A 24,638-nucleotide genomic window follows, 5' to 3' on the forward strand; every position below is an offset into this window, starting at 1 on the left:
TCGCGGGGCTCCTCCCCATCCTTCCACCTGGGCCGTCGGGTGGGGAGGGCCGTCGGGTGGGGAGGGCCGTCGGTAGAGTCTGGGCGTCACCACGGGAGGGGGAGGGCGCGTGCGAGTCGGGGACGTTCTGGACGGCCGGTACGAGCTGCAGGAGAAGCTCGGCCAGGGCGGGTTCGGAGTGGTCTGGCGGGCCCAGGACACCCGGATGCGGCGGCCGGTGGCGGTCAAGGTCATCGGGCACCACGGCGGCGACCGGGCGAAGGCCGCACTGCGCTTCGTCCGGGAGGCCTGCGCGGCCGGGAACCTCTCGCACCCGCACATCGTCACCGTGCACGACCTGGGGCAGAGTGAACTCGGCGACCAGCAGGTCACCTTCCTGGTGATGGAGCTGCTCACCGGCCGCACCCTGACCGAGGTGCTCCGGGCCGGACCGCCCGAGCCCGCGCTCAGCCTGCGTTGGGGGCGGGAGATCTGCGGGGCCCTGGCGGCCGCGCACGACGCGGGCATGGTGCACCGGGACATCAAGCCGGACAACGTGATGATCACCGACGCCGGGCACCTCAAGGTGCTGGACTTCGGCATCGCCCAGCTGGACACCGGCGCCGGCGGGCTGACCACCACCGGCACGATCGTCGGCAGCCCCGCCTACATGGCGCCGGAGCGGTGGACCGGCGGCCGGGTGGACGGGCGGGCGGACCTCTACGCGCTGGGCTGCGTCCTGGTCGAACTCTTCACCGGGGCACGGCCGTTCGGCGGGGACTCGACGCCGGTGCTGATGTACCAGCACCTCAACGAGCCACCCCCGGCCCTCGACCCGGCCCGGTTCGGGCTGCCGCCGCAGGTGGCCGGGCTGGTCGCGGAGCTGCTGGCGAAGGAGCCGGCGGAGCGGCCGGCCGACGCCCGGACGGTCGAGCGGCGGCTCGCCGAGCTGGCCACGCCTGCTGCGCCCGTCGCCCCTGCTGCGCCCGTTTCCCCTGCCGTGCCCGTCGCCCCTGCTGTGCCCGCTGCTCCGCCCGCGCCGCCTGCGGTGCCGCCGGTCGTACCGCCGGCGCGGCCCGTGCCTTCGGTGCCTTCGCCGCCTGCGGTGCCGCCCGCGGCTCCCGCGATTCCCGCGGCGCCCTCCGTACTGTCCCCGCTGACCACCCCGCCGGTGGTCGCGGCCCCCGCGTCCGAGGACGCCGTCCGGGCCGGGCTGCGCGAGCGCCGGGCGGCCGCGTACCGGGCCGCGACGGCGGGCGAGTCGGCGATCCTGCTGCAGGCGGTCGCCCAGGAGAGCGTCACCGCGCTCGGCGCGGCCGACCGGGACACTCTGGGCGCCTGGCGGGACTTCACCTGGTACCTCAGCCGGACCGGGGACCTGGACGGCGCGATCCGGCTGCTCTCCAGCGTGGTGGCCGACATGCGCTCCGCGCTCGGCCCGACCGACCCGGACACCCTCGGAGCCCGCTACCACCTTGCCTGGTGCATCGGCGAGAGCGGTTCGGCGGTCACCGCGGTCCGGCTGCTGCGCGAACTGCTGCCCGACCTGGCCGCGGTCTGGGGCCCGCAGGACGGCCGGGTCCTCAAGGCCCGGCACGACCTCGCCGTCCACCAGGCCAACCGGGGCGACCTCCAGGGCGCGGTGGTGCACTTGCACGGGCTGCTGCCCGAACTGGCCCGGGCCCTGGGCGACCACCACCCGAGCACCGTCCAGGCCTGGCAGGACCTGGCCGGCTACCAGCAGCGGCTGGCGCAGACCGGCCGCAAGGGCGGCGGCCACCGCCGCCGGGCGCCGCGGATGAGCCCGATCGAGGCCCTGGTGCTGGTCCGGCGGCTGCGGGTGTGGGACTTCGGCACCGACGAGGAGGCGGCCGCCTGCGTCGGCGCGCTGGAGCGGGGCATCGGCCTCAAGGGCGTCGCCGACCTGGTGTTCGAGGCGCCGGACCACGTCTCGGACGAGGACGTGGTGGAGGAGATCTTCGGCCCCTGAGGGCGGGGCGGGGCGCTGCCCGGGCCGCTCGCTAGAGTCGGTGGGTACACAGCCGATGGGGGGAGGGCAGGTGCGGGTCGGTGACGTCCTCGACGACCGGTACGAGCTCCAGGAGAAGCTCGGCCAGGGCGGGTTCGGGGTGGTCTGGCGGGCTCAGGACACCCGGGTCGGGCGGCCGGTGGCGGTCAAGGTCATCCGGCACGACGACGGCGACCAGGCGAAGGCCGCGCTGCGGTTCGCCCGGGAGGCCTCGGCGGCGGGCAACCTGTCGCACCCGCACATCGTCACGGTGCACGACCTCGGCCACGGCGAGGCCGACGAGCAGCAGGTCACCTACCTGGTGATGGAGCTGCTCACCGGCCGCACCCTGACCCAGGTGATCCGGGAGGGCCGGCCGGATCCGCAGGTGGGCCTGCGCTGGGCCCGGCAGATCTGCGAGGCGCTGGCGGCCGCGCACGACGCGGGGATGGTCCACCGGGACATCAAGCCGGACAACGTGATGATCACCGAGGACGGCCTGCCCAAGGTGCTGGACTTCGGCATCGCCCAACTGGACGTCGGGGCGAGCGGGTTGACCACCGTCGGAACGGTGATCGGCAGCCCGCCGTACATGGCGCCGGAGCGGTGGACCGGCGGCCGGGTGGACGGGCGGGCGGACCTCTACGCGCTGGGCTGCGTCCTGGTCGAACTCTTCACCGGGAAGCGGCTGTTCACCGGGGACTCGACGCCGGTGCTGATGTACCAGCACCTCAACGAGCCGCCCCCGGCGGTGGATCCGGTGAAGTACGGTCTGCCGCTCGGGCTTCCCGAGCTGTTGGGCCGGTTGCTGGCGAAGGACCCGGCGGAGCGGCCGGCCGACGCCCGGACGGTCGCCCGGTGCTTCGCGGACCTGGCGGAGGGCCGGGAGCTGCCGCCGACGGCGACACCGGTCGACCGGGTCGGGGCTGAGTCGGCTGCCCCGGAAGCGACTGCCCCGGAACCGACGGTCCCGGACCCGACTGTCCTGGAGTCGGCCGCCCCGGAGCCGGCCGCCCCGAGAGCGGCGCCGGTGAAGCGGTCCGCGCCCGTCCGGCGGCGTGCTCCGGCCCGGGAGCCGAGGCTCCGGCCGGTGGGGCGGCCCGCGCTGCTGTACCCGGCGCCCCGGCAGATCGGGCGCCCCGTCGAACCGCCCGTGCCGGTCCAGGACGCGGCGGTCGTCCGGGCCCGGCTGGAGCGGGTCGTACGGGCGGTGCGGGACGAGCGTCCCGCGCTGGCCGCGCACCAGCTGCGACCGGTGGTGGAGGCCGCCGTACGGGCGCTCGGCGGGGCCGATCCGGAGGTGGTCGCCGCCCGGCGGGACCTCGCGTGGTACCTGGGCCGGTCCGGCCGCCCGGCCGATGGGGTCCGGCAACTGGAGGGCCTGATCGAGGACTTGACCTCGGCGTCCGGGCCGATCGATCCCGTCACCCTGGACGCGCGGTACGCGCTGACCGCACTGGTCCGGGAGAGCGGCCGCCCGGTCACCGCGATCCGGCTGCTGACCGCGCTGCTGCCCGCACTGAGGTCGGCCCAGGGCCCGCGCGGTCCGCTCGTCCTCCAGGCCGGGGCCGACCTCGCGGCCTGCCAGGCCGGGCGGGGCGACTTCGCGGGCGCGGTGGCCCGGCTGGAGGAGCTGCTGCCCCAGCTGGTCGAGGCCTTCGGCCCGACCGACCGGCGGTGCACCCAGGCCCGGCTGGACCTGGCGGAGTACCGGCAGCGGGCCCGGTCCCACCGTGGGCCGAACCGGCTCGCCCGGGCCTGGCGGGCGCGGATCGACCGCGACCGGGTGCTGGGGCTGGTCGGGTGGATCCGGAAGGCCGGCCAGGAGCCCGTCCCGGAGCTGGTCCGCGAGCTGGAGCGCGGGACGGGCGTCAAGGGTGCCGGGGAACGGGTGATCGCCGCGCCGCCCTTCGTCACGGACGAGGACCTGGTGGCGGAGATCCTCGGCCCCTGAACCCCTGAACCCCTGAACCCCTGACCCCCCCGGGTCTCACCCCACCAGGGCCGCCGCCGGGAGTGCGGCCAGGGCGCGGAGCAGGGCCCGGGCGGCGGCGTCGTTCTGGCGGAAGCCCGGGGCGTTGGTGCGGGGCCGGGCGAAGGCGGCGGCCGCCCGGAGGCTGGTGTGCGGGCCGAGCGCGGTGCGGCGCGGGTGCGGGGCGCCGTCCAGGGCCGGGTCGATCAGCCGGCTGTCGGCGGGGTCGATGGTGACCAGCCCGGAGCGGTGGGTGTGCTCCGCGTCGCTCACCACCTCCTCCGCGACCCGCCCGGTGCGGTGCAGCGAGTCCAGCACCGGGTCGAGGGTGCGGGCCAGCGCGTGCTTGGGCAGGTACGCCTCGACCAGTGCGGTGGCGGTGACGGTGTGGCCGGGCACGGTGGCGCCGGAGGCCCGCCAGGTGCCGGTGGCCTCGTCCCGCTCGATCCGCACGCCCGCGCCGAGGAAGTGCACCACCCCGGCCTCGGAGAGCGCGAGCAGCTGGCGCAGCCGGAAGCCGGGCGGGCCGGAGGCGAGGAAGCTGAAGTAGCCGAAGAACCACTCGTCGACGTCCTCGGCGACCGAGCGGGCGGTGAGCCGGCCGGAGGCGAGGATCCGGGGGAGCTGGCCGAACAGCGACAGCAGGGCAAGGAAGGCGCCCAGGTCGGCGCTGTGGGCCGGGTCGGCGCGGCGGTCGGCGTCGGCGGTGACGTAGGCGCGCAGGTGGGTCTGGAGCTCCTCGGCGGAGCCGAGTTCGAGCCCGGCCAGCGGGTGGTCGAGCCGTTCGAAGTCGATCCGGTCGGCCGGGTCGGGGACGGCCTCGGCGACGAGTGCGGCCAGTTCGGGGGAGTACCAGTCGTGCCGGTCGTACCGGGCGAGGAAGGCGGTCCAGGGCAGCGCGGTGCGCTCCGGGTGGGCGTGGAACAGCTCGTGGTAGTGCCCGAAGCCGACCTCCTTGGCCATCGACGGCCAGACGTCACGGCGCAGCCGCAGCGGTCGGCCGGTGGCGAGCAGGGCGTCCACGGCGGCCGCGTCGAAGTACCGGGGGAGCGGGGCGGGCGGCCCCTGGAGCCGGTAGTCGGTCTTGGAGTGGTAGGGCACGCCGCGCCGGGAGCCCAGGTGCAGCACCGGTTCGCGGCCGGACGGGAGGTAGCGCAGGGCGGGCCCGTCCCCGGTGGGTTCGAAGCGGCCGCCGCGCCCCTCGGTGAGCATCGCGACCAGGTCGACGGAGGCCAGGCCGAAGCCGCGCAGCGCCACCTGCTCGCCGGGGGCGATCCGGGCCAACTCGGCCTCGACGTCGGCGGAGTAGGCGGGTGGCAGGTGGAAGCGGCCGTGCCGGGCGGCGAAGGCGGCGTCCTCGGCGTACCGGGGGTGCGGGGCGGAGTCGAGGTGGCCGAGGGTGAGGGTGACGTGGTCGGCGGTGAGGGTGGTGCCGTCCAGGTGGACGGTCTGCGGGCCGTCGGCCGGTCCGTCGATCCGCCGGACGGTGGCCCGGTGGACGGTGACCGTGACGTGGGCCGGCAGGTCGGCGACGGCGCGGCGGAACACCCAGTCCAGGTAGGCGCTCTGGGCGCGCCGGGTGGGGAAGTCGGTGGGCGCCAGGGCGCTCAGCTCGGCCCGTACGGCCGGGTCGGCGACCTCCCGGTAGGGCGCGAACTCCCGTTGCCGTAGGGCCCATTCGGCCAGTGAGGGGCCGGGGCGGACCGGGCCCTCGACGGTGGAGCGCTCGTCGGTGAACATGGTGACGTCCTCGGCCATCGAGTTCATCCGCAGCAGCGGGGACTGGTCGTGGCGCCAGATCCGGCCCGCGCCGGGCGGGTACGGGTCGACCAGGTGGATCTCCAACGGCCGGTCGGCGGGCAGGAGTTCGGCCGCGTTGGCGGCGATCCGCTCCAGCAGTCCGGTGCCGCGCGGCCCGGCGCCGACGATCACGAGCGTCGTCGTCATGCCCGGACCACCCGGGCGAGGGCGGCGCGGGCGCGCTGCAGCGGGGTGGGCGGCAGGCCGTCCCGGCTGGCGCCCCTGGCGAAGTGGCGTTCGACGTAGTACTGGCCGATCGACAGCACGGTGGTGACCACCAGGTACCAGAGGGTGGCGACCATCAGCATCGGGATGACCTGGTAGGACTGCAGGTAGACCAGTTGCACCGAGTAGAGCAGGTCGGAGACGGCCAGCACGCTGACGATGCTGGTGCCCTTGAGCGCCCCGATCAGCATGTTCCCGGCGCTCGGCACGATCGCGCGCATCGCCTGCGGCACCACGATCCGGCGCAGCACCCGCCACCGGCCGAGCCCGAGCGCGGCGGCCGCCTCCAGCTGGCCGCGGTCGACGGACAGGATGCCGCCGCGGATCACCTCGGCGGCGTACGCGCTCTCCAGCAGGGTGAGGCCGATGACGGCGGTCAGGGTGGGGCCGATCAGGTTGACGGTCTTGACCGTGACGAACTCGGGGCCGAAGGGGATGCCGAGGCCGAGCGTCGGGTAGAGCGCGCCGATGTTGAAGAAGAACAGCAGCTGCACCAGCGGCGGGGTGGAGCGGAAGATCCAGATGTAGCCCCAACTGAGTGTGCGCAGCACCGGGTTGGTGGACAGCCGCATGGTGGCGAGGACGGTGCCGAGGACGAAGCCGAGGGCGAGGGTGACGGCGGTCAGCCACAGGGTGAGGGTCAGGCCGTCGAGGACGGACCGGGCGGTGAACCACTCGGCGACCACGTCCCACTGGAAGGCCTTGTTGCGGACCACCGAGCCGACCGCCATCGCGGCCAGCAGCAGGGCGACGGCCGCGGCGATCCACTGCCCGGGCCTGCGGCGGGCGACGATCCGGGCCTCGGGGGGTGGTGGCGGGCTCCCGGTGAGGGCGGGTGCGGGTGCGGGGGCGGGGGCGGGCAGGACGTCCTGCGGGGTGGCCATGGCGGCGGCTCCTGGGCGGAGTGCGGGCGGGGAGAGGTACGGGTGTGATCACGTACGGGCCCTCGGGCACCGGCCCGCGTCCCTCAACGCGTCCGGCGCAGCGCACTGCACTCCGCGTCGATCGTACGCATGCGCGATCGACGGCTGTCAAGGGTGATCGGGGGGCCGGCCGGGGCGCGGTCGGGGCCGCCCGGGGGTGGGGGGAGAAGCGACAGGAGATCGCAACAGTGCGGCAATGATGCACGGTTGACGTACCGCTCGGCCGACTGCTCAACTTGAGGCCATGTACGCCGAGCAGCCCCTGGTCACCCGCGACCACATCGACTTCGGTCGGGTGTGGTCCGCGGCGTGTCGCGGCTGACCCGGCAGCGGGCCGCCCGTCCGGCCCTGAATCCCTTCGGGGAGACCTCCCTCGGTGTGCCCCGTCGCGGGCCGGGAACCATGGTCCGTCGCGCTAGTTGACGGATCGTCAGGCGCACGCTGCCGCCTCGCCTCCACCGCCCTCGTTCTGCGCTCCGGCAGTTCCGCTCGCGTCCGTCCTCCTCCTGCGCTCCTCCTCCCGCGCTCCTCCTCCCGCGTCCGCGCCACCGCATGCCCGCTCCACCGCCCCGCGCCCGACGGCCGCGCCCCGCCGCGGCCGCCTCCGGCCTGCCCACCCGCAGCCCGCCGGAGTCAGTCACCCGAAAGGTTCCGCCATGCCCGTCGAATTCCTCGGCATCGCCGCCACCGGCGACGGTTCGGAGACCAACCCGCGCACCACCGCCGCCTTCGACCGCGACTACACCCTGCGGCTGGCCCGGGCGCACGAGGACCACGGCTGGGACCGGGTGCTCTTCGCGTACGGCTCCGGCTCCCCGGAGCCCGCGGCGGCGGCGGCCTTCCTCGCCTCGCGCCTCGACAAGCTGCAGATCCTGCTCGCCCACCGGCCGAACGTGTCCTACCCGACCTTCGCCGCCAAGACCTTCGCGACCCTCGACCAGGTCAGCGAGGGCCGGCTGACCGTCCACTTCATCACCGGCGGCACCGACCACGAGCAGCAGCGCGAGGGCGACTTCCTCAGCAAGGACCAGCGCTACGAGCGCACCCGCGAGTACATCGGCATCGTGAAGAAGGCCTGGACCAGCCGGGAGCCCTTCGACCACGAGGGCCCGCACTACCGCTTCCACGACTTCGTCTCCGACGTCTTCCCGGTCCAGCAGCCGCGCCCGGCGGTCTCCTTCGGCGGCTCCTCGGACGCCGCCTACGCGGCCGGCGGGGCCGAGGCCGACATCTACTGCCTGTGGGGCGAGCCGCTGGCCCGCACCGCCGAGCAGATCGAGCGGGTGCGGGAGGCGGCCCGGGCCGCCGGGCGGAGCGACCTGCCGCGGATCCAGGTGGCGTTCCGGCCGATCATCGCGCCCACCGAGGAACTGGCCTGGGAGAAGGCGCACCGCACGGTGGCCGCCATCCGGGCCCGCCGGGAGAGCGGGGAGCCGGTGACCAGGCGCCGCCCGGTCGGCGGGGCCCCGGAGAACACCGGGTCGCAGCGGCTGATCGAGATCGCCGAGGCCGGCGAGCGCTACGACCGCGCGCTGTGGACCCCGACCGCCGCGGCCACCGGCGGGGCCGGCAACTCCAACGCGCTGGTCGGCACCCCGGAGACGGTCGCCCAGGCGCTGCTGGACTACTACGACCTCGGCGTGGACATCCTCTCCGCGCGCGGCTACGACCTGCTGGACGACGCGATCGACTTCGGCCGGTACGTGATCCCGATCGTCCGCGAGGAGGTCGCCAAGCGCGACGCGGCCAGGGCGGAGGCCGAGGCCGAGGCGGTGGCCCGCGCCGAGCGGGACCGGCACCAGCTGATCGCGGTGCAGGCGTGAGCCCGGTTCCGGGGTGGGAGTTCCGCCGGGTCACCCTGGCGGACCCGCTGGTGGCACCGCTGCTGCGCGAGCTCACCCACGAGTACGTCACCCGCTACGGCCCCGAGGCCCACCAGGAGATGACCCGCTACCCGGACGACGCCTTCGCCGAGCCGCACGGAGTGCTGCTGCTCCTGCTGGAGGACGGCGAGCCGGTGGCCGGCGGCGCGTACAAGCGCTACGACGAGCGGACCGCCGAGGTGAAGCGGATGTGGACCCACTCCGCGCACCGCCGCCGGGGCCTGGCCCGCCGGGTGCTCGCCGAACTGGAGCGGACCGCCGCGGCCGCCGGCTACCGGCGGATCCACCTCACCACCGGCCCGCGCCAGCCCGAGGCCAAGGGCCTCTACCTGGCGGCCGGCTACACCCCGCTGTTCGACGTCACGGCCGATCCCCTGACCATCGGCCCGCTCCCCTTCGAGAAGCCCCTGCCCGTGCTGGTCCCGTCCCACTGAAAGGCCCCTCGTGAGAACCACCACCGTCCGCCGCCGCCTCCTCGCGACCACCGCGCTGCTGCCGGTCCTGGCCCTGGCCGCGTGCGGCTCGGACCCGAAGATCGCGGGCGCGGCCGGGGCGGGCGGACCGGCCGCCACCGCCACCGAGGACGTCGTCTCCGGCCTGGGCAGGTCGGAGGCCGCCGCCGCGCTGCTGCCCGAGGAGGTGCGCAGGTCCGGGGTGGTGAAGTTCGGTTCGTCCTTCGGCACCCCGCCCAGCGCCTACTACGCCGACCAGACCACCAAGAAGCCGGTCGGGGTCGACGTGGACTTCACCGACGCCGTCGCCAAGGTCCTCGGCCTGACCGTGCAGCGCCAGGACGCCGCCTTCGAGACCATCCTGCCCGCCCTGGACAGCGGCAAGTTCGACGTCGGCACCGGCAACTTCGGGGTCACCACCGCCCGCTTGAAGACCATCGACTTCGTCACCTACATCGACGACGGCCAGGGCTTCGCGGTGCAGAAGGACAACACGTCGGTCCAGCCGGTCACCGACCTGGCCCAGCTCTGCGGACTGACCATCGGCACCGGCGCCGGCACCACCTTCGAGACCACGCTCAACAACAAGAAGAACGTCTGCACCGACGCGGGGAAGAAGCCGTACGAGGTGAAGGCGTTCAGCGAGGGCGGTGCCCTGCTGACCGGCCTCCAGCAGGGCCGGGTGGACGTCGAGATGTCCACCATCAACGGACTGCGCCACCAGGCCGCGCAGGAGGCCGCCGGGGTGCGCTTCCTCAACGAGTTCCACCGCCTGGACGTCGGCTTCGCCTTCAAGAAGGGCTCCCCGCTCACCCCGGCCTTCCAGGCGGCGGTCAACCAGCTGATCAAGGACGGGACGTACGAGCGGATCCTCCGGAAGTGGGGGCTCGCCGACTCGGCGATCAAGGAGTCGCAGATCAGCCCGCCCGAACACCCGTGACCGCAGGCCCTGTCGAAGGAGTCCTCCGATGACCACCAGTACCCCGGCACCGCCGTCCCCGCCGAGACCCGCGGCCGCCCCCGGCCCCGACCCCGCGACCGGTCCGGGCCCCGCGACCGGCCTCGACGCCGCCGAGCTGGCCGGCCTGCGGACCGTCCCCGCCCGGCACCCGTGGCGCTGGGCGGCCGGGGCGGCCGCCCTCGTCGTCCTGCTCCAGTTCCTGCACGGCCTGGCCACCAACCCCGGCTGGGACTGGGCCACCTTCCGCCTCTACTTCACCGCCGACACCATCCTCCAGGCGATCGGCCGCACCCTCGAACTCACCGCCTACGGCACCGTGCTGGGCTTCGTGCTCGGCGCCGTGGTGGCCGGGATGCGGCTGTCCCGCAGCGCGGTGCTGCGGACCATCGCCTGGGCGTACGTCTGGGTGTTCCGCTCGATCCCGCTGATCGTCCAGCTGGTGTTCTGGTTCAACCTCTCCTACCTCTACAAGCGGTTCGGCTTCGGCATCCCGTTCGGCCCGACCTTCGGCGAGTTCGAGACGGTCGGGGTGCTCGGCGCGCTCGGCGCCGCGGTGCTCGGCCTCGGACTGCACCAGGCCGCGTTCGCCGCCGAGATCATCCGCGGCGGCATCATCGCGGTGGAGGCCGGCCAGCGCGAGGCCGCCGCCGCGCTCGGCATCCCGCGCTGGCGGCAGGCCTGGCGGATCGTGCTGCCGCAGGCCATGCGGGGCATCCTGCCGGCCGCCGCCAACGAGGTGATCTCGCTGCTCAAGGGCACCTCGGTGGTCTACGTGATGGCCATCGGCGAGCTGTTCTACCAGGCCCAGGTGATCTACGGCCGGACCGGCCGGGTGGTGCCGCTGCTGATGGTGGCCACCGTCTGGTACGTGGTGCTGACCACGGTGCTGTCGGTCGGCCAGTACTACGTCGAGCGCTACTTCGCCCGCGGCTCCCGGCGCACCCCGCCGCCCGGCCCGCTGCACCGCCTGCGGGCCTTCCTCCGCACCCTGCCCACCCGTACCGACGCCCGCACCCCCGGAGGGACCCCGTGACCACGCCGACCGAGGCCGACCCGACCCCTGCGGCCGACCGCGCCGACCCGGCCGGGGCCGCCCCGATGGTCCAGGTCCGCGGCCTGCACAAGAGCTTCGGCCGGCTGGAGGTGCTGCGCGGTGTCGACCTGGACGTCCCGGCCGGCTCGGTCACCGTGGTGCTCGGCCCGTCCGGCTCCGGCAAGTCCACCCTGCTGCGGGCGATCAACCACCTGGAGAAGCTGGACCGCGGCCACGTCGCCATCGACGGCGAGCTGATCGGCTACCGGCGCTCCGGCGACCGGCTGTACGAGCTCAAGGAGCGCGAGGTGCTGCGCCAGCGCACCGGCATCGGCTTCGTGTTCCAGAACTTCAACCTGTTCCCGCACCTGACCGTGCTGGAGAACCTGGTCGAGGCGCCGATCGCCGCCCTGGGCCGCCCGCGGGCCGAGGCCCGGGCGGCGGCGCTGGCGCTGCTGGAGCGGGTCGGCCTGGCGGACAAGGCCGCCGCCTACCCCCGGCAGCTGTCCGGCGGCCAGCAGCAGCGGGTGGCGATCGCCCGGGCGCTGGCCCTGGAGCCCAAGGTGCTGCTGTTCGACGAGCCGACCTCGGCGCTCGACCCCGAACTGGTCGGCGAGGTGCTGGACGTCATCAAGGACCTCGCCCGCAGCGGCACCACGATGATCGTGGTCACCCACGAGATCGGCTTCGCCCGCGAGGTCGCCGACACCGTGGTCTTCATGGACGGAGGTGTGGTGGTCGAGCAGGGCCCGCCCGCCGAGGTCCTGGACCGTCCGCGGCAGGAGCGCACCCGGGCCTTCCTGGCCAAGGTGCTGTAGCACCCCCGCTGCCCACCCCGCCCTCCGCTACCGCCCCCTCTCCCCGAACCCCCTTCACCCGAGCAGGAGTTCCGCCATGTCCCTACCCCGTCGCGCCCTCGTGACCGCCGCCGGCTCGCTCGCCGCCGCCCTCGTCCTGGCCGGCTGCGGCAGCGGCGCGAACGGCGCCTCGGCGGAACTCGCCCCGGCCAAGGGCAGCACGGCGCCGAACGGCACCGTGGTGAACCTGTCGCCGCAGCAGAACCGGGTCTCGACGGCCAAGGTCGACGCGATCGCGGCCCTGGTCCCGGAGGAGATCCGGAAGAGAGGCACCTTGAAGGTCGTCGACTCGATCGGCACCACCCCGCCGCTGGACTTCTACGCCAACGACGACAAGACGATCATCGGCATCGAACCGGACATCGCCTCGCTCATCGGCGACGTGCTCGGCCTCAAGGTCGAGTTCAACCCGGTCTCCTGGGAGAACATCTTCGTCGGCCTGGACAGCGGCAAGTACGACGCCGGCCTGTCCAACATCACCGTCACCGAGGAGCGCAAGGAGAAGTACGACTTCGCCACCTACCGGCTGGACGTCCTCGGCTTCGAGACCAAGAAGGGCAGCGGGATCAAGGTCACCGGTGCCAAGGACCTGGCCGGCCGGTCCGTCGGCGTCGCCACCGGCACCAACCAGGAGAAGCTGCTGATCTCCTGGAGCGAGGAGGACGTCCGCAACGGCCTCAAGCCGATCGACATCAAGTACTTCTCCGGCACCGAGTACTACCTGGCGCTCTCCTCCGGCCGGATCGACGTCTACACCGGCCCCAACCCCAGCCTGGCCTTCCACGCCGTGCAGACCGGCGAGACCGAGGTGGTCGGCACCTACTCGGGCGGCGGCGCGGACGTCCTCGGCAAGATCGCGGCCACCACCCACAAGGACAACGGCCTGGTCAAGGCGCTCAACAGCGCGATCAACGAGCTGATCAGGAACGGGACGTACGGGCAGGTGCTCAAGCGCTGGGGCCTGGAGAACGAGGCCGTCCAGACCTCCGAGATCAACCCGGTGGGCCTGCCCAAGCCCAAGGCGTGACAGCGGGGCGGCCCAAGGCCTGACACCACGCCGGACCGAGCTGTGACACCGGGGCCTCCGTCGTTCACCCGTTCGTCCCCGCCCGCCGCTATGGTGACCCCTCCGGCGGCGAACGCCGTTCGGGCGGGGGCACGTTGGGGGAGGGCATGCGCAAGGGTGAGGTGCTCGGCGGTCGCTTCCGACTGGAGGAGTGGCTGGGCAAGGGCGGCTTCGGCGTGGTCTGGCGGGCGACCGACACCGTGCTGGACCGGCCGGTCGCGGTCAAGCTGCTGCTGGCCGAGCACGCGGCCGACCAGGAGGCCGTCGGCCGGTTCGTCCGCGAGGCCAAGCTGGCCGGGAACCTGTCCCATCCGCACATCGTCACGGTGCACGACTACGGCCGGGTCGCCGGTGTCGAGGGGGAGGTCCACTACCTGGTGATGGAGCTGGTCCGCGGCCGCCCGCTGTCCGCGGTGCTCAGGGACGGACAGCCGGAGCACGGACTGGCGCTGGCCTGGATGACCCAGGTCTGCGAGGCGCTCGACGTCGCGCACCGCAGCGGGGTGATCCACCGGGACATCAAGCCGGAGAACGTCATGATCCTGGACGGCGGGGGCCGGGCCAAGGTGCTGGACTTCGGCATCGCCCGGCTGCTCACCCAGTCGGTCGGGCTCACCTCCACCGGCAGCGTGGTCGGCACCGTCCCGTACCTGGCGCCCGAGTGCTGGTCCGGCGGGACCGTGGACGGCCGGGCCGACCTCTACGCCTTCGGCGTGATGCTGTACGAGGTCAGCACCGGCCGGCGGCCGTTCCGCGCCGACTCGCCGTACGAGTACATGCGCAAGCACATGGACGAGACCCCGCCCCGGGTACGCGGCACGGACCCGGCGCTGGCCGAGCTGGTCGCCCGGCTGCTCGCCAAGCGGCCCGCGGACCGGCCCGCCGACGCCGCCGAGGTGCTGGAGCGGCTGCGGGCCGTCCGCCCCGGGGTGCGGGGGCCGGGGCCGAGCCCGGAGCAGCTGCGCCGGCGGGCCGACCAGGCCTGGCAGCACGGCGCCGAGGGCCGGCCCGGGGACGCGGTGGACATGCTGCTCCAGCTCGTCCCCGACTTCGCCCGGACCTGCGGCCCGGCCGACCCGCGCACCCTGCGCACCTGCCACGACCTGGCCCTCTGGCTGGCCCGGGCCGGCCGCCGGGCCGCCGCCGTCGCCCTGCTGGAGGCGCTGGCCGAGCAGCCCGGCACCGCCCCGGAGGCCCGGGCCGACCTGCGGCGCGACCTCGCGCACTGGCGGGGGGAGGCCGAGCGGCTCGGCCCGGGCCAGGGGCCGTCGCTAGACCTGCGGGTGCTGCTCGGCGGCGGCGCGCAGCGCGGCTGAGGCACCGGCGGCGATCGGGTCGCCGTGCCCGAAGACGGCGGTCTCGACCGGCAGTGCGGCGAGCCGGTGGAACGAGGCGAGGGCCAGTGCCGGGTCGGTGTGGAACACCCCCGGCCCGGTCCGCCCCCGGACGTTGGACACCAGGTCCCCGGTGAACAGCACCCCGGGCCCGGGCAGGTGCAGGGCGATGCTGCCGTCGGTGTGCCCGGGCACGTGCACGACCACGGCGCCGCCGCCGATGTCCAGCACGTCCCCGTCCTCGACCTCGCGGTGCACCGGGCAGGGCTCGGCCGGCGGGATCGGCGGCAGCCCGTCCCACAGCTGCTGCTCGAAGGGGCTGAGCACGGGCGGCACCGCGGGCTGCTCGCGCCGTACCACCGGCGCCTCCAGCCGGTGCGCCACCACCTCGGCGGACCAGCGGCGGGCCAGTTCGGCGGCGGAGCCGGTGTGGTCCTCGTGGTGGTGGGTGAGCACGATCCGGCGTACGGCCGTCGGCTCCGGTCCGATGGTGCGGATCGCCTTCTCGATGCCGTCCGCCGACCCGGCGATGCCGGTGTCGATCAGGGTCGGTCCGTGGTCGTCCTGCCAGAGGTAGGCGGTGCCGAACTCCAGGGTGATCATGTGCAACTCGTCGCGTACCCGGGTGATCTCCATGCCCGGATCCTGCGCCCTGCGGCGCCTCGGCACACGGACGTTCGCCCTGGGCGTGCTTCCCGGTCCGGCGGATCCGCCGGACCGGGAGGGCTGTCAACCGTACGGGCCACCTATTCGGGCCCCCGTGCCTTCGTGCGATTTGATGGGAATCCGCCCATCGGGACGGTCTGGTCCACCGGCCCGGGCCGTTGATATACCTCGTTGCCAGACTCGGGAGCGGTGTCCGCGCCGCCCCGGTGAGCTGCGACGAAAGGCTGGTGACGGATCGATGAAGCTCCTCCGCGTCGGACCCCCGGGCGCCGAGCGCCCGGTCGTGCTGGGCCAGGACGGCACCGCGTACGACCTCTCCGGGCGGGCCCGCGACCTCGACGGGGCCTTCCTGGCCGGGCTGGACACCGCCGAGCTGGCCCGGGAGGTGGCCGCCGGCGCGTTGCCGGTGGTGGACCTGGCCGGCCTGCGGGTGGGTGCGCCGGTGGCCCGGCCGGGCAAGGTGGTCGGCATCGGGCTCAACTACCGCGACCACGCGGCCGAGGCCGGGGCCGCGATCCCGGACGAGCCGGTGATCTTCCTCAAGCCGAGCTCCACCGTGGTCGGCCCCTACGACGAGGTGCTGGTGCCGCGCGGCGGTGAGAAGACCGACTACGAGGCCGAGCTGGCGATCGTGATCGGCCGCACCGCCCGCTACCTGGACTCGCACGCCGAGGCCGCCGCCGTGATCGCCGGCTACACGATCGCCAACGACGTCACCGAGCGGGCGTTCCAGTTCGAGCGCGGCGGCCAGTGGGACAAGGGCAAGTCGGCGGAGACCTTCACCCCGCTCGGGCCCTGGCTGGTCACCGCCGACGAGGTGGCCGACCCGCAGGCCCTGACGCTGCGGCTCTGGGTCAACGGCGAGCGGCGGCAGCACGGCAGCACCGCGGAGATGGTCTTCCCGGTGCTGGAACTCGTCCGCTACGCGAGCCAGTTCATGGTGCTGGAGCCCGGCGACGTGATGGTCACCGGCACCCCGGCCGGGGTCACCCTGGGCCACCCGGGCACGCCGTTCCTGGCCCCGGGCGACGTCGTCGAGATCGAGATCGACGGCCTCGGCCGGCAGCGCCAGGTGCTCGGCAAGGCGTAGGGCGTGCGCCGCCCGACCCTTGGCACGGGGGTCGGGAGGCCCTCAGGCCCCGTCCGGGGGAGTTCCGCCCAGCACCGCCCGCAGCCGCTCGGCCCGTTCCGCCCGCGGCCCCTCCAGCGCGAGCAGCCCCGCCAGCACCTCCGCCGTCTGCGGATCGTGCAGCGCCGTCGCCGCCGCCATCGCCGTGAACTGGTCCACCAGCCAGTCCCGCAGTCCCTCCACCGGTAGCGCGCGCCCCTCGTCCAGCCAGCTCAGCGACGCGCCCTCGACGACCGCGATCCAGGAGCGCACCAGCAGGGTCAGCCGCGGCCCGGCCTCCCGTACGCCCAGGTGCCGCAGGGTCCGCCGGAGCGCCGCCCGCCGGACGTCGTCCACGATGGCCGTGGTCCGGGCCGTCTCCACCACCGAACCGCCGCGCAGCAGCGCCGAGTAGCCCGCGTCGTGCTCGGCCACGAAGGCGAAGTAGCCGTCCAGCGCGGCGGCCAGCTGCTCGGACGGCCGCCCGGTCGAGGGGACGGCGAACCGGCCGGTCAGCTCGTCCGCCGCGGTGCGCAGCGCGGCCTCGTACAACTGCTGCTTGCCGCCCGCGAAGTAGCGGTAGACCAGCGGCCGGGAGGCGCCGGCGGCCTCGGCGACGTCGTCCAGGCTGACCTCCTCGGGCGGTCGGACGGCGAACAGCTCCAGGGCGACCGCGATCAGCTGCTCGCGCCGCTGTTCGACCGGCAGCCGCCGGTAGCCGGAGCGGCGCGGGCGCGGTCCGGGGGCGGCCGGGTCGGTTGCCGAGGTGGGGCGGGCTTCCATGGCCGTCAGCGTAATGGGCGTCGTGCCGATCGGGACCTGTCACGTACCGGATCTCTCCGAACGGGTGTTTGGCCCGCTCACCCTGTGTCAGAGCCCTGACCCCAGCCGGTCAACGGTCGATGACGGGGGCTTGCATTCGGCCCGGGCACCGCGATGATGTCCGAATGGTTGAAGAACTGATCACCACCGGCGGCGACACTCCCCGCCGCATCGCCGACGGTTACGTCCAGGCGCTGGCCGACCTCGACCCGCTGACCGCCGTCTACCTCGGCCTCAACCCCGAGGACGACCGGCTGCCCGACCTCTCCCCGGACGGCGCCGAGCGGATCGCCGACCTCGCCCGCCGCACCCTGGCCCGGCTGGACGAGGCCGAGCGGGCCGGCGCCGCCGACGACGAGGCCGAGCGCCGCTGCGCCCGCCTGCTGCGCGAGCGGCTGACCGCCGAACTCGCCGTGCACGACGCCGGGGAGGACTACCGCGCGGTGCGCAACCTCGGCTCCCCGGTGCACAACACCCGGGAGGCCTTCACCCTGATGGCCACCGACACCGAGGCCGAGTGGCAGCTGATCGGCCGCCGCCTGGCCCGCGTCCCGCTGGCGCTGGAGCAGTACCGGCGGACGCTGACCGAGGGCATCGAGCGCGGGCTGCTGTCCGGCCCGCGCCAGGTCGGGACGGTGGTCGGCCAGTTCGGCGAGTGGCTGGCCGGGGACGTCCCGGGCGGCTGGTTCGGCGAGTTCGTCCAGGACGCCCCGGAGAGTGTGCGGGCCGAGCTGTCCGTGCACGCGGTGGCCGCCGCCGAGGCGCTGGCCGCGCTGCGCGACTGGCTGCGCGACGTGTACGGCCCGGCCGCCGCCGGCACCCCGGACACCGCCGGACGGGAGCGCTACGCCCGCTGGGTGCGCTACTGGACGGGCGCGGACCTGGACCTGGACGAGGCGTACGCGTGGGCCTGGAGCGAGTTCCACGACCTGCTCGCCCAGATGGAGGCCGAGGCCGAGAAGGTCCGCCCGGGCGTCGGCCCGATGGCCGCGATGAAGTGGCTGGAGACGGACGGCCCGGCGATCGAGGGCGCCGAGGCCGCCCGGGAGTACCTCCAGGGCCTGATGGACCAGGCCATCCGGGACCTCCAGGGCACCCACTTCGACCTGGCCGAGCCGGTCACCCGGGTCGAGTCGCGGATCGCCCCGCCCGGCAGCGCCGCCGCGCCGTACTACACCCAGCCCGCCCTGGACTTCAGCCGTCCCGGCCGGACCTGGCTGCCGGTCCTCGGCGAGGAGCGCTTCCCGGTCTGGGACCTGGTGTCGACCTGGTACCACGAGGGCGTCCCCGGCCACCACCTCCAGCTCGCGCAGTGGGTGTACGTCGCCGACCGGCTCTCCAGCTACCAGGTGAGCCTCGGCGGGGTGAGCGCCAACCTGGAGGGCTGGGCGCTGTACGCCGAGCGCCTGATGGACGAGCTCGGCTACCTCACCGACCCGGGCCACCGGCTGGGCTTCCTCAACGCCCAGATGATGCGGGCGCTGCGGGTCATCGTCGACATCGGCATGCACGTCGGCCTGGACTTCCCGGCGGACTCCCCGTACCGGCCGGGCGAGCCGGTGAGCCCCGAGTACGGGCGGGAGTTCTTCGGCCGGTACTGCGGCCTGTCCGCCGACTTCCTGGACAGCGAGCTGGTCCGCTACCTGGGCATGCCCGGCCAGGCGATCGGCTACAAGCTGGGCGAGCGGGCCTGGCTCCGGGGCCGGGCGGCGGCGCGGGCGGCGCACGAGGCGCGCGGCGAGGAGTTCGACCTCAAGGCCTGGCACATGGCGGCGCTCTCGCAGGGCTCGCTGGGGCTGGACGACCTGGTCGCGGAGCTCTCGGCGCTCTGAGCGGGGCCGTCGGCGCCCTGGGCGGAGCCGTCGGCGCGCCGGGGCGCGTGGTGGGGACCAGGACCCCGGGACTCGGTCGCGAGTCCCGGGGTCCTGGTCCTTTTGTCCGACAAAGGTCGATTTGGTGAGGTTTTTCCTTGCCATTCGCCGAGGTCGGCGTTTGGCTGGAAGGCGACTGCGTGACCTCTCCGTACCCCCTCCGGAAGGCTCGACCAGTGTCTGCTCAACCCGCCGCCATCGGTCATGGGACCGCCGACAGTCGCCGCTGGTGGGCGCTGACGGTCATCGCCATCGCCCAGCTCATGATCGTCCTCGACATCACCATCGTGAACATCGCGCTGCCGTCGGCCCAACGGGACCTGGGCATCACCGACGCGAACCGGCAATGGGTGATCACCGCCTACACCCTCGCCTTCGGCGGCCTGCTGCTGCTCGGCGGCCGGCTGGGCGACCTCTTCGGCCGCAAGCGCGTGTTCATCGTCGGCCTGCTGGGCTTCGCCCTCGCCTCCGCCCTCGGCGGCGCGGCGGTCGACCCGGCGATGCTGTTCGGCGCCCGCGCCCTCCAGGGCGCGTTCGGCGCCCTGCTCGCCCCGTCCGCGCTGGGCCTGCTCTCCACCACCTTCTCCGATCCGAAGGAACGCAGTACGGCCTTCGGCATCTTCGGCGCGATCGCCGGTGGCGGCGCCGCGATCGGCTTCATCGCCGGCGGGCTGCTCACCGAGTACCTGGACTGGCGCTGGTGCCTGTTCGTGAACACCCCGATCGCCGTGGTGACCGCCTTCGCGGCCTTCCGGGTGCTCCACCGCGACCACGTCGAGAAGGGCCGCCGGATCAAGCTGGACCTGCCCGGGGCGCTGCTCGGCTGCGGCGGCCTGCTGGCCATCGTGTTCGGCACCTCCGAGGCCGTCACCCGGGGCTGGAGCGACGGTCTGGTGATCGGCTCGCTGCTGCTGGGCGTGGCGCTGCTCGGGGTGTTCGTCCTGGTCGAGAAGCGCTCCGCGCACCCGCTGCTGCCGATCCACATCGTGGCCGAGCGCAACCGCGGCGGCGGCGCCCTCTCGGTGGGCCTGGCCATGGTCGGCATGTTCGGCCTGTTCCTGTTCCTGACCTACTACATGCAGGCCATCAAGCACTTCTCGCCGGTGGTCTCGGGCGTCTCCTTCCTGCCCATGACGGCGGCCATCATCCTGAGCTCGACCGGCGTCGCGGCCCGGCTGATGACCCGGGTGCCGTCCCGGAACCTGATCACCCCCGGGCTGCTGCTGGCCGCGGGCGGCATGGCCTGGCTGACCCAGATGAAGGTGGACAGCCCGTGGGCCGCCATGGTGCTGCCCTCGGTGCTGCTGATCGGCTTCGGCATGGGCCTGGTGTTCATGCCGGCGATGAGCCTGGCCACCCTCGGGGTCGCCCCGCACGAGGCCGGTGCGGCCTCGGCCACCATCAACTCGGCCCAGCAGGTGGGCGGTTCGCTCGGCACGGCGCTGCTGAACACGATCGCCGCCAGCGCCACCGCGACGTACCTGGCCACCCGGATCACGAGCGATCCGCTGGTGCGGGCCCAGGGTGCGGTGCACGGCTACGTGGTCGCGACCTGGGTCGCGATGGGCGTGCTGCTGCTGGCCGCCCTGGTCGCCTTCCTGATGATCGACCACCGGCCGGCGCCCGCCGAGGCGACCGCCGTCCCGGGCGGCGTGGAGGCGGCGGCCGCCGCACCGGCTGCCGTGGACGGCCGGCCGAGCCCGCGCGCCGCGGCGATGGCCGACGTGAAGGCCAACGTGAAGCCGGCGGCGGAGGTCCGCGCGGAGGCGGGGTCCGACCGGCCACCGGCCGACTGACCGCGGCGGCGCACCGCAACCCCCGCGCCCCCTCGTTCCCCGGCCACCGCCGGGGGAGCGAGGGGGCGCCGCCGTACCGCGACGTCCACCGCCCTTCGACGTCCACCGCCTTCATCGCAGGGCCCGTTCCGGTTACGCTCCTGCTCCGGTGGGCGCTTTTCTCATCGAGCTCCAAGCCGACGGTAACGAGGCTTCCAGGCTGGGGCGCCATAGTCATTGACCGAACGAGGCGCCACCGACCAGGGCAGGGGAGTCAGGAATGGGCCAGCACAGCCGCGAGAGGTCGCGCCGTCACCGTCTGCTCGCCCCCTCGCTGTTCACCGCGCTGGCGGCCCTCGTGGTGGCCGCCGTGCTGGCCGGGACGCACGGGTTCAGCCTGTCCGACGCGACGGCCGCCGGGAAGGTGGCCCGCAGCACCCGGGCCGTCGTCCCGGAGCCGGCCACCGCCACCGCGGCGCCGGCCTCGCCCGGCCCGGCCGCGGACACCACCCCGAGCGCGACCCCGACCCCGACGGACACCCCGATGCCCACCGGGACGCCGACCGCCACGGACACCCCGACGGCCCCCGCCCCGACCACGTCCGCCGCACCCGACGTGCGCAGCGCCGCGCTCGGCAGGACCGCCGCCGCCCCCGCCGACGACCGGGAGTCCTCCACCGTCGGCGCGCTGTTCAGCGGCCCGGTCGGGCCCGGCAACCACTTCTGCACCGCCAGCGTGCTGCACAGCGCCACCGGCAACCTGCTGCTGACCGCCGCGCACTGCGTCAGCAGTCCCGGCGGGGTGACCTTCGCCCCCGGCTACCGGGACGGCTCCGCGCCGTACGGCACCTGGCAGGTGACGGCGGTCCACACGGCGAGCGGCTGGTCCCAGAACGGCGACGTGGACGAGGACTTCGCGATCCTGGAGACCGCCCCCAGCAACGGCCGCAACGTCGAGGACGTGGTCGGCGGCAACAAGCTCGGCACCGACGAGTCCTTCGGCGCGACCGTCCGCCTCTACGGCTACCCGGCCGGCGCCGAGACGCCCAGCCTCTGCACCAACACCACCGCCCAGCAGAGCGCCTACCAGCGGGTGATCGACTGCCCGGCGTACCCGTCCGGCACCAGCGGCGGCCCCTGGATCAACACCGCGACCGGGGACGTGGTCGGCGCGATCGGCGGCTACCAGCAGGGCGGCGACAGCGACGACACCTCGTACAGCGCCTACTTCGACCACACCATCGCGACCCTGTACACCCAGGTCGAGGGCAGCGCCCCCTGACCCGACGGGTCCGGGCCCCTCCCCCCGGGGCCCGGGCCCGTCGGCACCCCGTCCCGGGCGTCCGCGCCCGGACATGACGAAGGCCCAGATCCGTGGATCAACTCCACTGATCTGGGCCTCGATTGCACTTCCTGCGAAGTGCCCCCGGTAGGATTCGAACCTACGCACCCGCCTCCGGAGGGCGGTGCTCTATCCCCTGAGCTACGGGGGCCGGTTGGCCTGTCGGTCACTCGCGCGTTCCGACGGGATGAACACTACCAGGCTTCCAGCAGGGTCCGTGCACGGGTTTCCGGAAAGATCGTCGGGGCGCCGGGCGGCCGCCCGGCGGGCGGAAGTGTCCAAAGGCCGGACGGGGCGGCGGGGCCGCCGATACCCTCGGTGAGGTGTCAGTCGTGTCCGGGCGGGTCCTCGTGGTGGACGACAGCGAGGTGATCCGCCAGCTGATCAGGGTCAACCTGGAGCTCGAGGGCTTCGAGGTGGTGACCGCCGCCGACGGCGCCGAGTGCCTGGAGGTCGTCCGCCGGGTGAAGCCCGACGTGGTGACGCTGGACGTGGTGATGCCTCGGCTGGACGGCCTGCGGACGGCGGCCCGGCTGCGCGCGACCCCGGACACCAGCGGGCTGCCGATCGCGATCGTGAGCGCCTGCACCCCGGCGGACCTCGATCTGGGGGAGGCGGTCGGGGTGGACGGCTACCTCGGCAAGCCCTTCGACCCCGCCGACCTGGTGGCCCTGGTCCGGCGCCTGATGCCGGCCGCGGAACGGCCCGCCGGGTTTCGCCCTGAGCGAACAGGGCGTGCGGATCGCGGCTGACACCCCAGGGGGCGCCGTCCCGCGGCGTCTCAACCGGCAAACCGGGTGGCGGGCGGGTACCCCGTCTCGCCTACGCTTGGCGTCGTGACCCCCGCAGACCTTTCCCAGGCAATCCAGGCCGCAGTGAGCTCCGCCGTCGAGGCGGGCGAGCTGGCCGTCGCCGTGCCCGAGCACGTGACGGTCGAGCGGCCCAAGAACCGGGACCACGGCGACTACGCGACGAACGTGGCCCTCCAGCTCGCCAAGGCGGCCGGCAAGCCGCCGCGAGCCGTTGCCGAGGCCCTGGCCGAGCGCCTGCGAGGGATCACCGGCGTCGCCAAGGTCGACATCGCCGGTCCGGGCTTCCTGAACATCACCCTGGACACCGCCACCGCCGGTGCGCTCGCCCGCACCGTCGTCGAGGCGGGCGAGGCCTACGGCCGCAACGAGGCCCTCAAGGGCCTCAAGATCAACCTGGAGTTCGTCTCCGCCAACCCGACCGGCCCGATCCACATCGGCGGCGTCCGCTGGGCGGCCGTCGGCGACTCGCTGGCGCGCGTGCTGCGGGCCTCCGGCGCCGACGTCACCACCGAGTACTACCTCAACGACGCCGGCGTGCAGATCAGCAAGTTCGCCGCCTCGCTCCAGGCCGCCGCGAACGGCCGCGAGGTGCCCGAGGGCGGCTACGTCGGCGAGTACATCGTCGACATCGCCAAGGCGCTCACCGACGCGGTCCCGGGCGTGCTCGACCTGCCCGAGGCCGAGCAGCTGGAGGTCTTCCGCACCGAGGGCCTCAAGCTCATGGTCGCCGAGATCAAGCGCTCGATGGACGAGTTCGGCACCCACTTCGACGTGTGGTTCTCGGAGAAGACGCTGCACGACTCGGGCGCCGTCGAGAAGGCCATCGAGCGGCTGCGCGAGCAGGGCCACGTCTTCGACCAGGACGGCGCGGTCTTCCTGCGCACCACCGACTTCGGTGACGACAAGGACCGCGTCCTGATCAAGGCCGACGGCGACAAGACCTACTTCGCCGCCGACGCCGCGTACTACCTGTCCAAGCGGGACCGCGGCGCCGAGGTCGCGCTCTACATGCTGGGCGCCGACCACCACGGCTACGTCAACCGCCTCAAGGCCATCGCGGCCTGCGCGGGCGACGACATGAACCACAACATCGAGGTGAAGATCGGCCAGTTCGTGAAGATGCTTCGCGACGGCGAAGAGGTCCGCATGTCCAAGCGGGCCGGCAACATCATCACGATCGACGACGTGGTCGACTGGATCGGCGTCGACGCCGCCCGCTACACCCTGGCGCGCTCCTCCACGGACTCGACGATCACGCTCGACATCAACATCCTGACCAGCCAGACCAACGAGAACCCGGTCTACTACGTCCAGTACGCCCACACCCGGATGTGCGGTGTCGCCCGCAAGGCGGCCGAGCTGGGCGTGGACAAGGGCGCGGCCGAGCAGTTCAAACCCGAGCTGCTCGCCACCGAGTGGGAGTCCGACGTGCTCGGCCACCTCGCCGAGTTCCCGCGCGTGCTGGCCACGGCCGGCGAGCTGCGCGAGCCGCACCGCGTCGCCGTCTACCTGGAGAAGCTCGCGGGCAAGTACCACCGCCTGTACGAGAACTGCATGTTCCTGCCCAAGGGCGACGAGGAGCTCAACGACACGCACCGGGCCCGCCTCTGGCTGGTCGAGGCGACGCGCACCGTGCTCGCCAACGGCCTCACGCTCCTGGGCGTGACGGCGCCCGAGCGGATGTAAGCACCACCCCCAAGCGCACAGCGGGGGCGGCTGACGGTCAACGAGGACCGTCGCCGCCCCTCG

General features: G+C 74.0%; 19 protein-coding genes and 1 tRNA gene. 15 read left to right on the plus strand and 5 right to left on the minus strand.

The genetic code is table 11. From position 1 onward, the window contains the following. Positions 1 to 109: 109 nt before the first annotated feature. Positions 110 to 1,969: a protein kinase gene (locus ACFY2K_RS02740; protein WP_387709311.1), complete on the plus strand. Its 1,860-nt coding sequence runs from the start codon at positions 110 to 112 to the stop codon at positions 1,967 to 1,969. Positions 1,970 to 2,039: 70 nt separating this feature from the next. After that, on the plus strand, positions 2,040 to 3,941 hold the full coding sequence (locus ACFY2K_RS02745; RefSeq protein WP_387709313.1) for a protein kinase: 1,902 nt from the start codon (positions 2,040 to 2,042) through the stop codon (positions 3,939 to 3,941). A 36-nt stretch (positions 3,942 to 3,977) separates the two neighbouring features. On the opposite strand, the gene ACFY2K_RS02750 is transcribed toward ACFY2K_RS02745, so the two are convergent. Both ACFY2K_RS02750 and ACFY2K_RS02755 read right to left on the minus strand, forming a co-directional pair. Beyond that, positions 3,978 to 5,906: an FAD/NAD(P)-binding protein gene (locus tag ACFY2K_RS02750; RefSeq protein ID WP_380522048.1), complete on the minus strand. Its 1,929-nt coding sequence runs from the start codon at positions 5,904 to 5,906 to the stop codon at positions 3,978 to 3,980. Then, positions 5,903 to 6,868 carry an amino acid ABC transporter permease gene (locus tag ACFY2K_RS02755; RefSeq protein ID WP_387709315.1) on the minus strand — a complete coding sequence of 322 codons (966 nt, stop codon included), beginning with the start codon at positions 6,866 to 6,868 and terminating at the stop codon, positions 5,903 to 5,905. The genes ACFY2K_RS02750 and ACFY2K_RS02755 overlap by 4 nt, the downstream gene beginning before the upstream one ends. Before the next feature lie 695 nt (positions 6,869 to 7,563). On the opposite strand from ACFY2K_RS02755, the gene ACFY2K_RS02760 reads away from it, so the two are divergent. From ACFY2K_RS02760 to ACFY2K_RS02790, 7 genes are all read left to right on the plus strand, one after another. Further along, on the plus strand, positions 7,564 to 8,730 hold the full coding sequence (locus tag ACFY2K_RS02760) for an LLM class flavin-dependent oxidoreductase (RefSeq protein WP_387709317.1): 1,167 nt from the start codon (positions 7,564 to 7,566) through the stop codon (positions 8,728 to 8,730). Beyond that, positions 8,727 to 9,224: a GNAT family N-acetyltransferase gene (locus tag ACFY2K_RS02765; protein ID WP_380522042.1), complete on the plus strand. Its 498-nt coding sequence runs from the start codon at positions 8,727 to 8,729 to the stop codon at positions 9,222 to 9,224. Before ACFY2K_RS02760 ends, ACFY2K_RS02765 begins: the two co-directional genes overlap by 4 nt. Positions 9,225 to 9,234: 10 nt before the next feature. Then, complete coding sequence (locus ACFY2K_RS02770; RefSeq protein ID WP_387709319.1) at positions 9,235 to 10,182, plus strand: ABC transporter substrate-binding protein; 948 nt, start codon at positions 9,235 to 9,237, stop codon at positions 10,180 to 10,182. 28 nt (positions 10,183 to 10,210) lie between these two features. Next, positions 10,211 to 11,236, plus strand: coding sequence for an amino acid ABC transporter permease (locus tag ACFY2K_RS02775; RefSeq protein WP_380586774.1), 1,026 nt, complete (start codon positions 10,211 to 10,213; stop codon positions 11,234 to 11,236). Positions 11,237 to 11,301: 65 nt separating this feature from the next. Beyond that, positions 11,302 to 12,054: an amino acid ABC transporter ATP-binding protein gene (locus ACFY2K_RS02780; RefSeq protein WP_360233704.1), complete on the plus strand. Its 753-nt coding sequence runs from the start codon at positions 11,302 to 11,304 to the stop codon at positions 12,052 to 12,054. 76 nt (positions 12,055 to 12,130) lie between these two features. After that, the gene (locus ACFY2K_RS02785) at positions 12,131 to 13,120 is read left to right on the plus strand and encodes a transporter substrate-binding domain-containing protein (RefSeq protein WP_380522036.1); all 990 of its coding nucleotides are present in this window, start codon (positions 12,131 to 12,133) and stop codon (positions 13,118 to 13,120) included. A gap of 146 nt (positions 13,121 to 13,266) precedes the next feature. Beyond that, positions 13,267 to 14,475 (plus strand): serine/threonine-protein kinase, encoded by a 1,209-nt coding sequence (locus ACFY2K_RS02790; RefSeq protein ID WP_380522034.1) that lies wholly within the window; start codon positions 13,267 to 13,269, stop codon positions 14,473 to 14,475. On the opposite strand, the gene ACFY2K_RS02795 is transcribed toward ACFY2K_RS02790, so the two are convergent. Further along, the gene (locus tag ACFY2K_RS02795) at positions 14,431 to 15,129 is read right to left on the minus strand and encodes an MBL fold metallo-hydrolase (protein WP_380522032.1); all 699 of its coding nucleotides are present in this window, start codon (positions 15,127 to 15,129) and stop codon (positions 14,431 to 14,433) included. The two genes, ACFY2K_RS02790 and ACFY2K_RS02795, sit on opposite strands and share 45 nt — an antisense overlap. Before the next feature lie 268 nt (positions 15,130 to 15,397). On the opposite strand from ACFY2K_RS02795, the gene ACFY2K_RS02800 reads away from it, so the two are divergent. Beyond that, entirely contained in the window at positions 15,398 to 16,249 is an 852-nt protein-coding gene (locus tag ACFY2K_RS02800; RefSeq protein WP_375893008.1) for a fumarylacetoacetate hydrolase family protein, read from the plus strand. Between the two features lie 42 nt (positions 16,250 to 16,291). On the opposite strand, the gene ACFY2K_RS02805 is transcribed toward ACFY2K_RS02800, so the two are convergent. Then, positions 16,292 to 17,050: a TetR/AcrR family transcriptional regulator gene (locus ACFY2K_RS02805; RefSeq protein ID WP_375893006.1), complete on the minus strand. Its 759-nt coding sequence runs from the start codon at positions 17,048 to 17,050 to the stop codon at positions 16,292 to 16,294. A gap of 164 nt (positions 17,051 to 17,214) precedes the next feature. Here ACFY2K_RS02805 and ACFY2K_RS02810 point away from each other — a divergent pair, with 164 nt between their 5' ends. From ACFY2K_RS02810 to ACFY2K_RS02820, 3 genes are all read left to right on the plus strand, one after another. Then, positions 17,215 to 18,921: a DUF885 domain-containing protein gene (locus tag ACFY2K_RS02810; RefSeq protein WP_387709322.1), complete on the plus strand. Its 1,707-nt coding sequence runs from the start codon at positions 17,215 to 17,217 to the stop codon at positions 18,919 to 18,921. A 215-nt stretch (positions 18,922 to 19,136) separates the two neighbouring features. Next, positions 19,137 to 20,756 (plus strand): MFS transporter, encoded by a 1,620-nt coding sequence (locus tag ACFY2K_RS02815; RefSeq protein WP_380522030.1) that lies wholly within the window; start codon positions 19,137 to 19,139, stop codon positions 20,754 to 20,756. 259 nt (positions 20,757 to 21,015) lie between these two features. Continuing rightward, the gene (locus tag ACFY2K_RS02820; protein ID WP_387709324.1) at positions 21,016 to 22,017 is read left to right on the plus strand and encodes a trypsin-like serine peptidase; all 1,002 of its coding nucleotides are present in this window, start codon (positions 21,016 to 21,018) and stop codon (positions 22,015 to 22,017) included. Positions 22,018 to 22,156: 139 nt separating this feature from the next. Here the strand turns inward: ACFY2K_RS02820 and ACFY2K_RS02825 are convergent. Next, a tRNA-Arg gene (locus tag ACFY2K_RS02825) sits at positions 22,157 to 22,228 on the minus strand. 181 nt (positions 22,229 to 22,409) lie between these two features. Here ACFY2K_RS02825 and ACFY2K_RS02830 point away from each other — a divergent pair. Continuing rightward, the gene (locus ACFY2K_RS02830) at positions 22,410 to 22,829 is read left to right on the plus strand and encodes a response regulator (protein ID WP_375893040.1); all 420 of its coding nucleotides are present in this window, start codon (positions 22,410 to 22,412) and stop codon (positions 22,827 to 22,829) included. An 84-nt stretch (positions 22,830 to 22,913) separates the two neighbouring features. Then, positions 22,914 to 24,575, plus strand: coding sequence for an arginine--tRNA ligase (gene argS, locus ACFY2K_RS02835; protein ID WP_387709326.1), 1,662 nt, complete (start codon positions 22,914 to 22,916; stop codon positions 24,573 to 24,575). Positions 24,576 to 24,638 lie beyond the last annotated feature (63 nt).

Origin of the sequence: Kitasatospora sp. NPDC001309 (assembly GCF_042896295.1) — a bacterium.
Taxonomy (GTDB): Bacteria; Actinomycetota; Actinomycetes; order Streptomycetales; family Streptomycetaceae; genus Kitasatospora.

Bases quoted from the DNA above. Each gene is read 5' to 3' on its own strand.
- ACFY2K_RS02760 (WP_387709317.1), top strand. From the start codon at position 7,564: ATGCCCGTCGAATTCCTCGGCATCGCCGCCACCGGCGACGGTTCGGAG.
- ACFY2K_RS02790 (WP_380522034.1), top strand. From the start codon at position 13,267: ATGCGCAAGGGTGAGGTGCTCGGCGGTCGCTTCCGACTGGAGGAGTGG.
- ACFY2K_RS02800 (WP_375893008.1), top strand. From the start codon at position 15,398: ATGAAGCTCCTCCGCGTCGGACCCCCGGGCGCCGAGCGCCCGGTCGTG.
- ACFY2K_RS02785 (WP_380522036.1), top strand. From the start codon at position 12,131: ATGTCCCTACCCCGTCGCGCCCTCGTGACCGCCGCCGGCTCGCTCGCC.
- ACFY2K_RS02805 (WP_375893006.1), bottom strand. From the start codon at position 17,050: ATGGAAGCCCGCCCCACCTCGGCAACCGACCCGGCCGCCCCCGGACCG.
- ACFY2K_RS02820 (WP_387709324.1), top strand. From the start codon at position 21,016: ATGGGCCAGCACAGCCGCGAGAGGTCGCGCCGTCACCGTCTGCTCGCC.
- ACFY2K_RS02795 (WP_380522032.1), bottom strand. From the start codon at position 15,129: ATGGAGATCACCCGGGTACGCGACGAGTTGCACATGATCACCCTGGAG.
- ACFY2K_RS02775 (WP_380586774.1), top strand. From the start codon at position 10,211: ATGACCACCAGTACCCCGGCACCGCCGTCCCCGCCGAGACCCGCGGCC.
- ACFY2K_RS02810 (WP_387709322.1), top strand. From the start codon at position 17,215: ATGGTTGAAGAACTGATCACCACCGGCGGCGACACTCCCCGCCGCATC.
- ACFY2K_RS02755 (WP_387709315.1), bottom strand. From the start codon at position 6,868: ATGGCCACCCCGCAGGACGTCCTGCCCGCCCCCGCCCCCGCACCCGCA.
- ACFY2K_RS02780 (WP_360233704.1), top strand. From the start codon at position 11,302: ATGGTCCAGGTCCGCGGCCTGCACAAGAGCTTCGGCCGGCTGGAGGTG.
- ACFY2K_RS02750 (WP_380522048.1), bottom strand. From the start codon at position 5,906: ATGACGACGACGCTCGTGATCGTCGGCGCCGGGCCGCGCGGCACCGGA.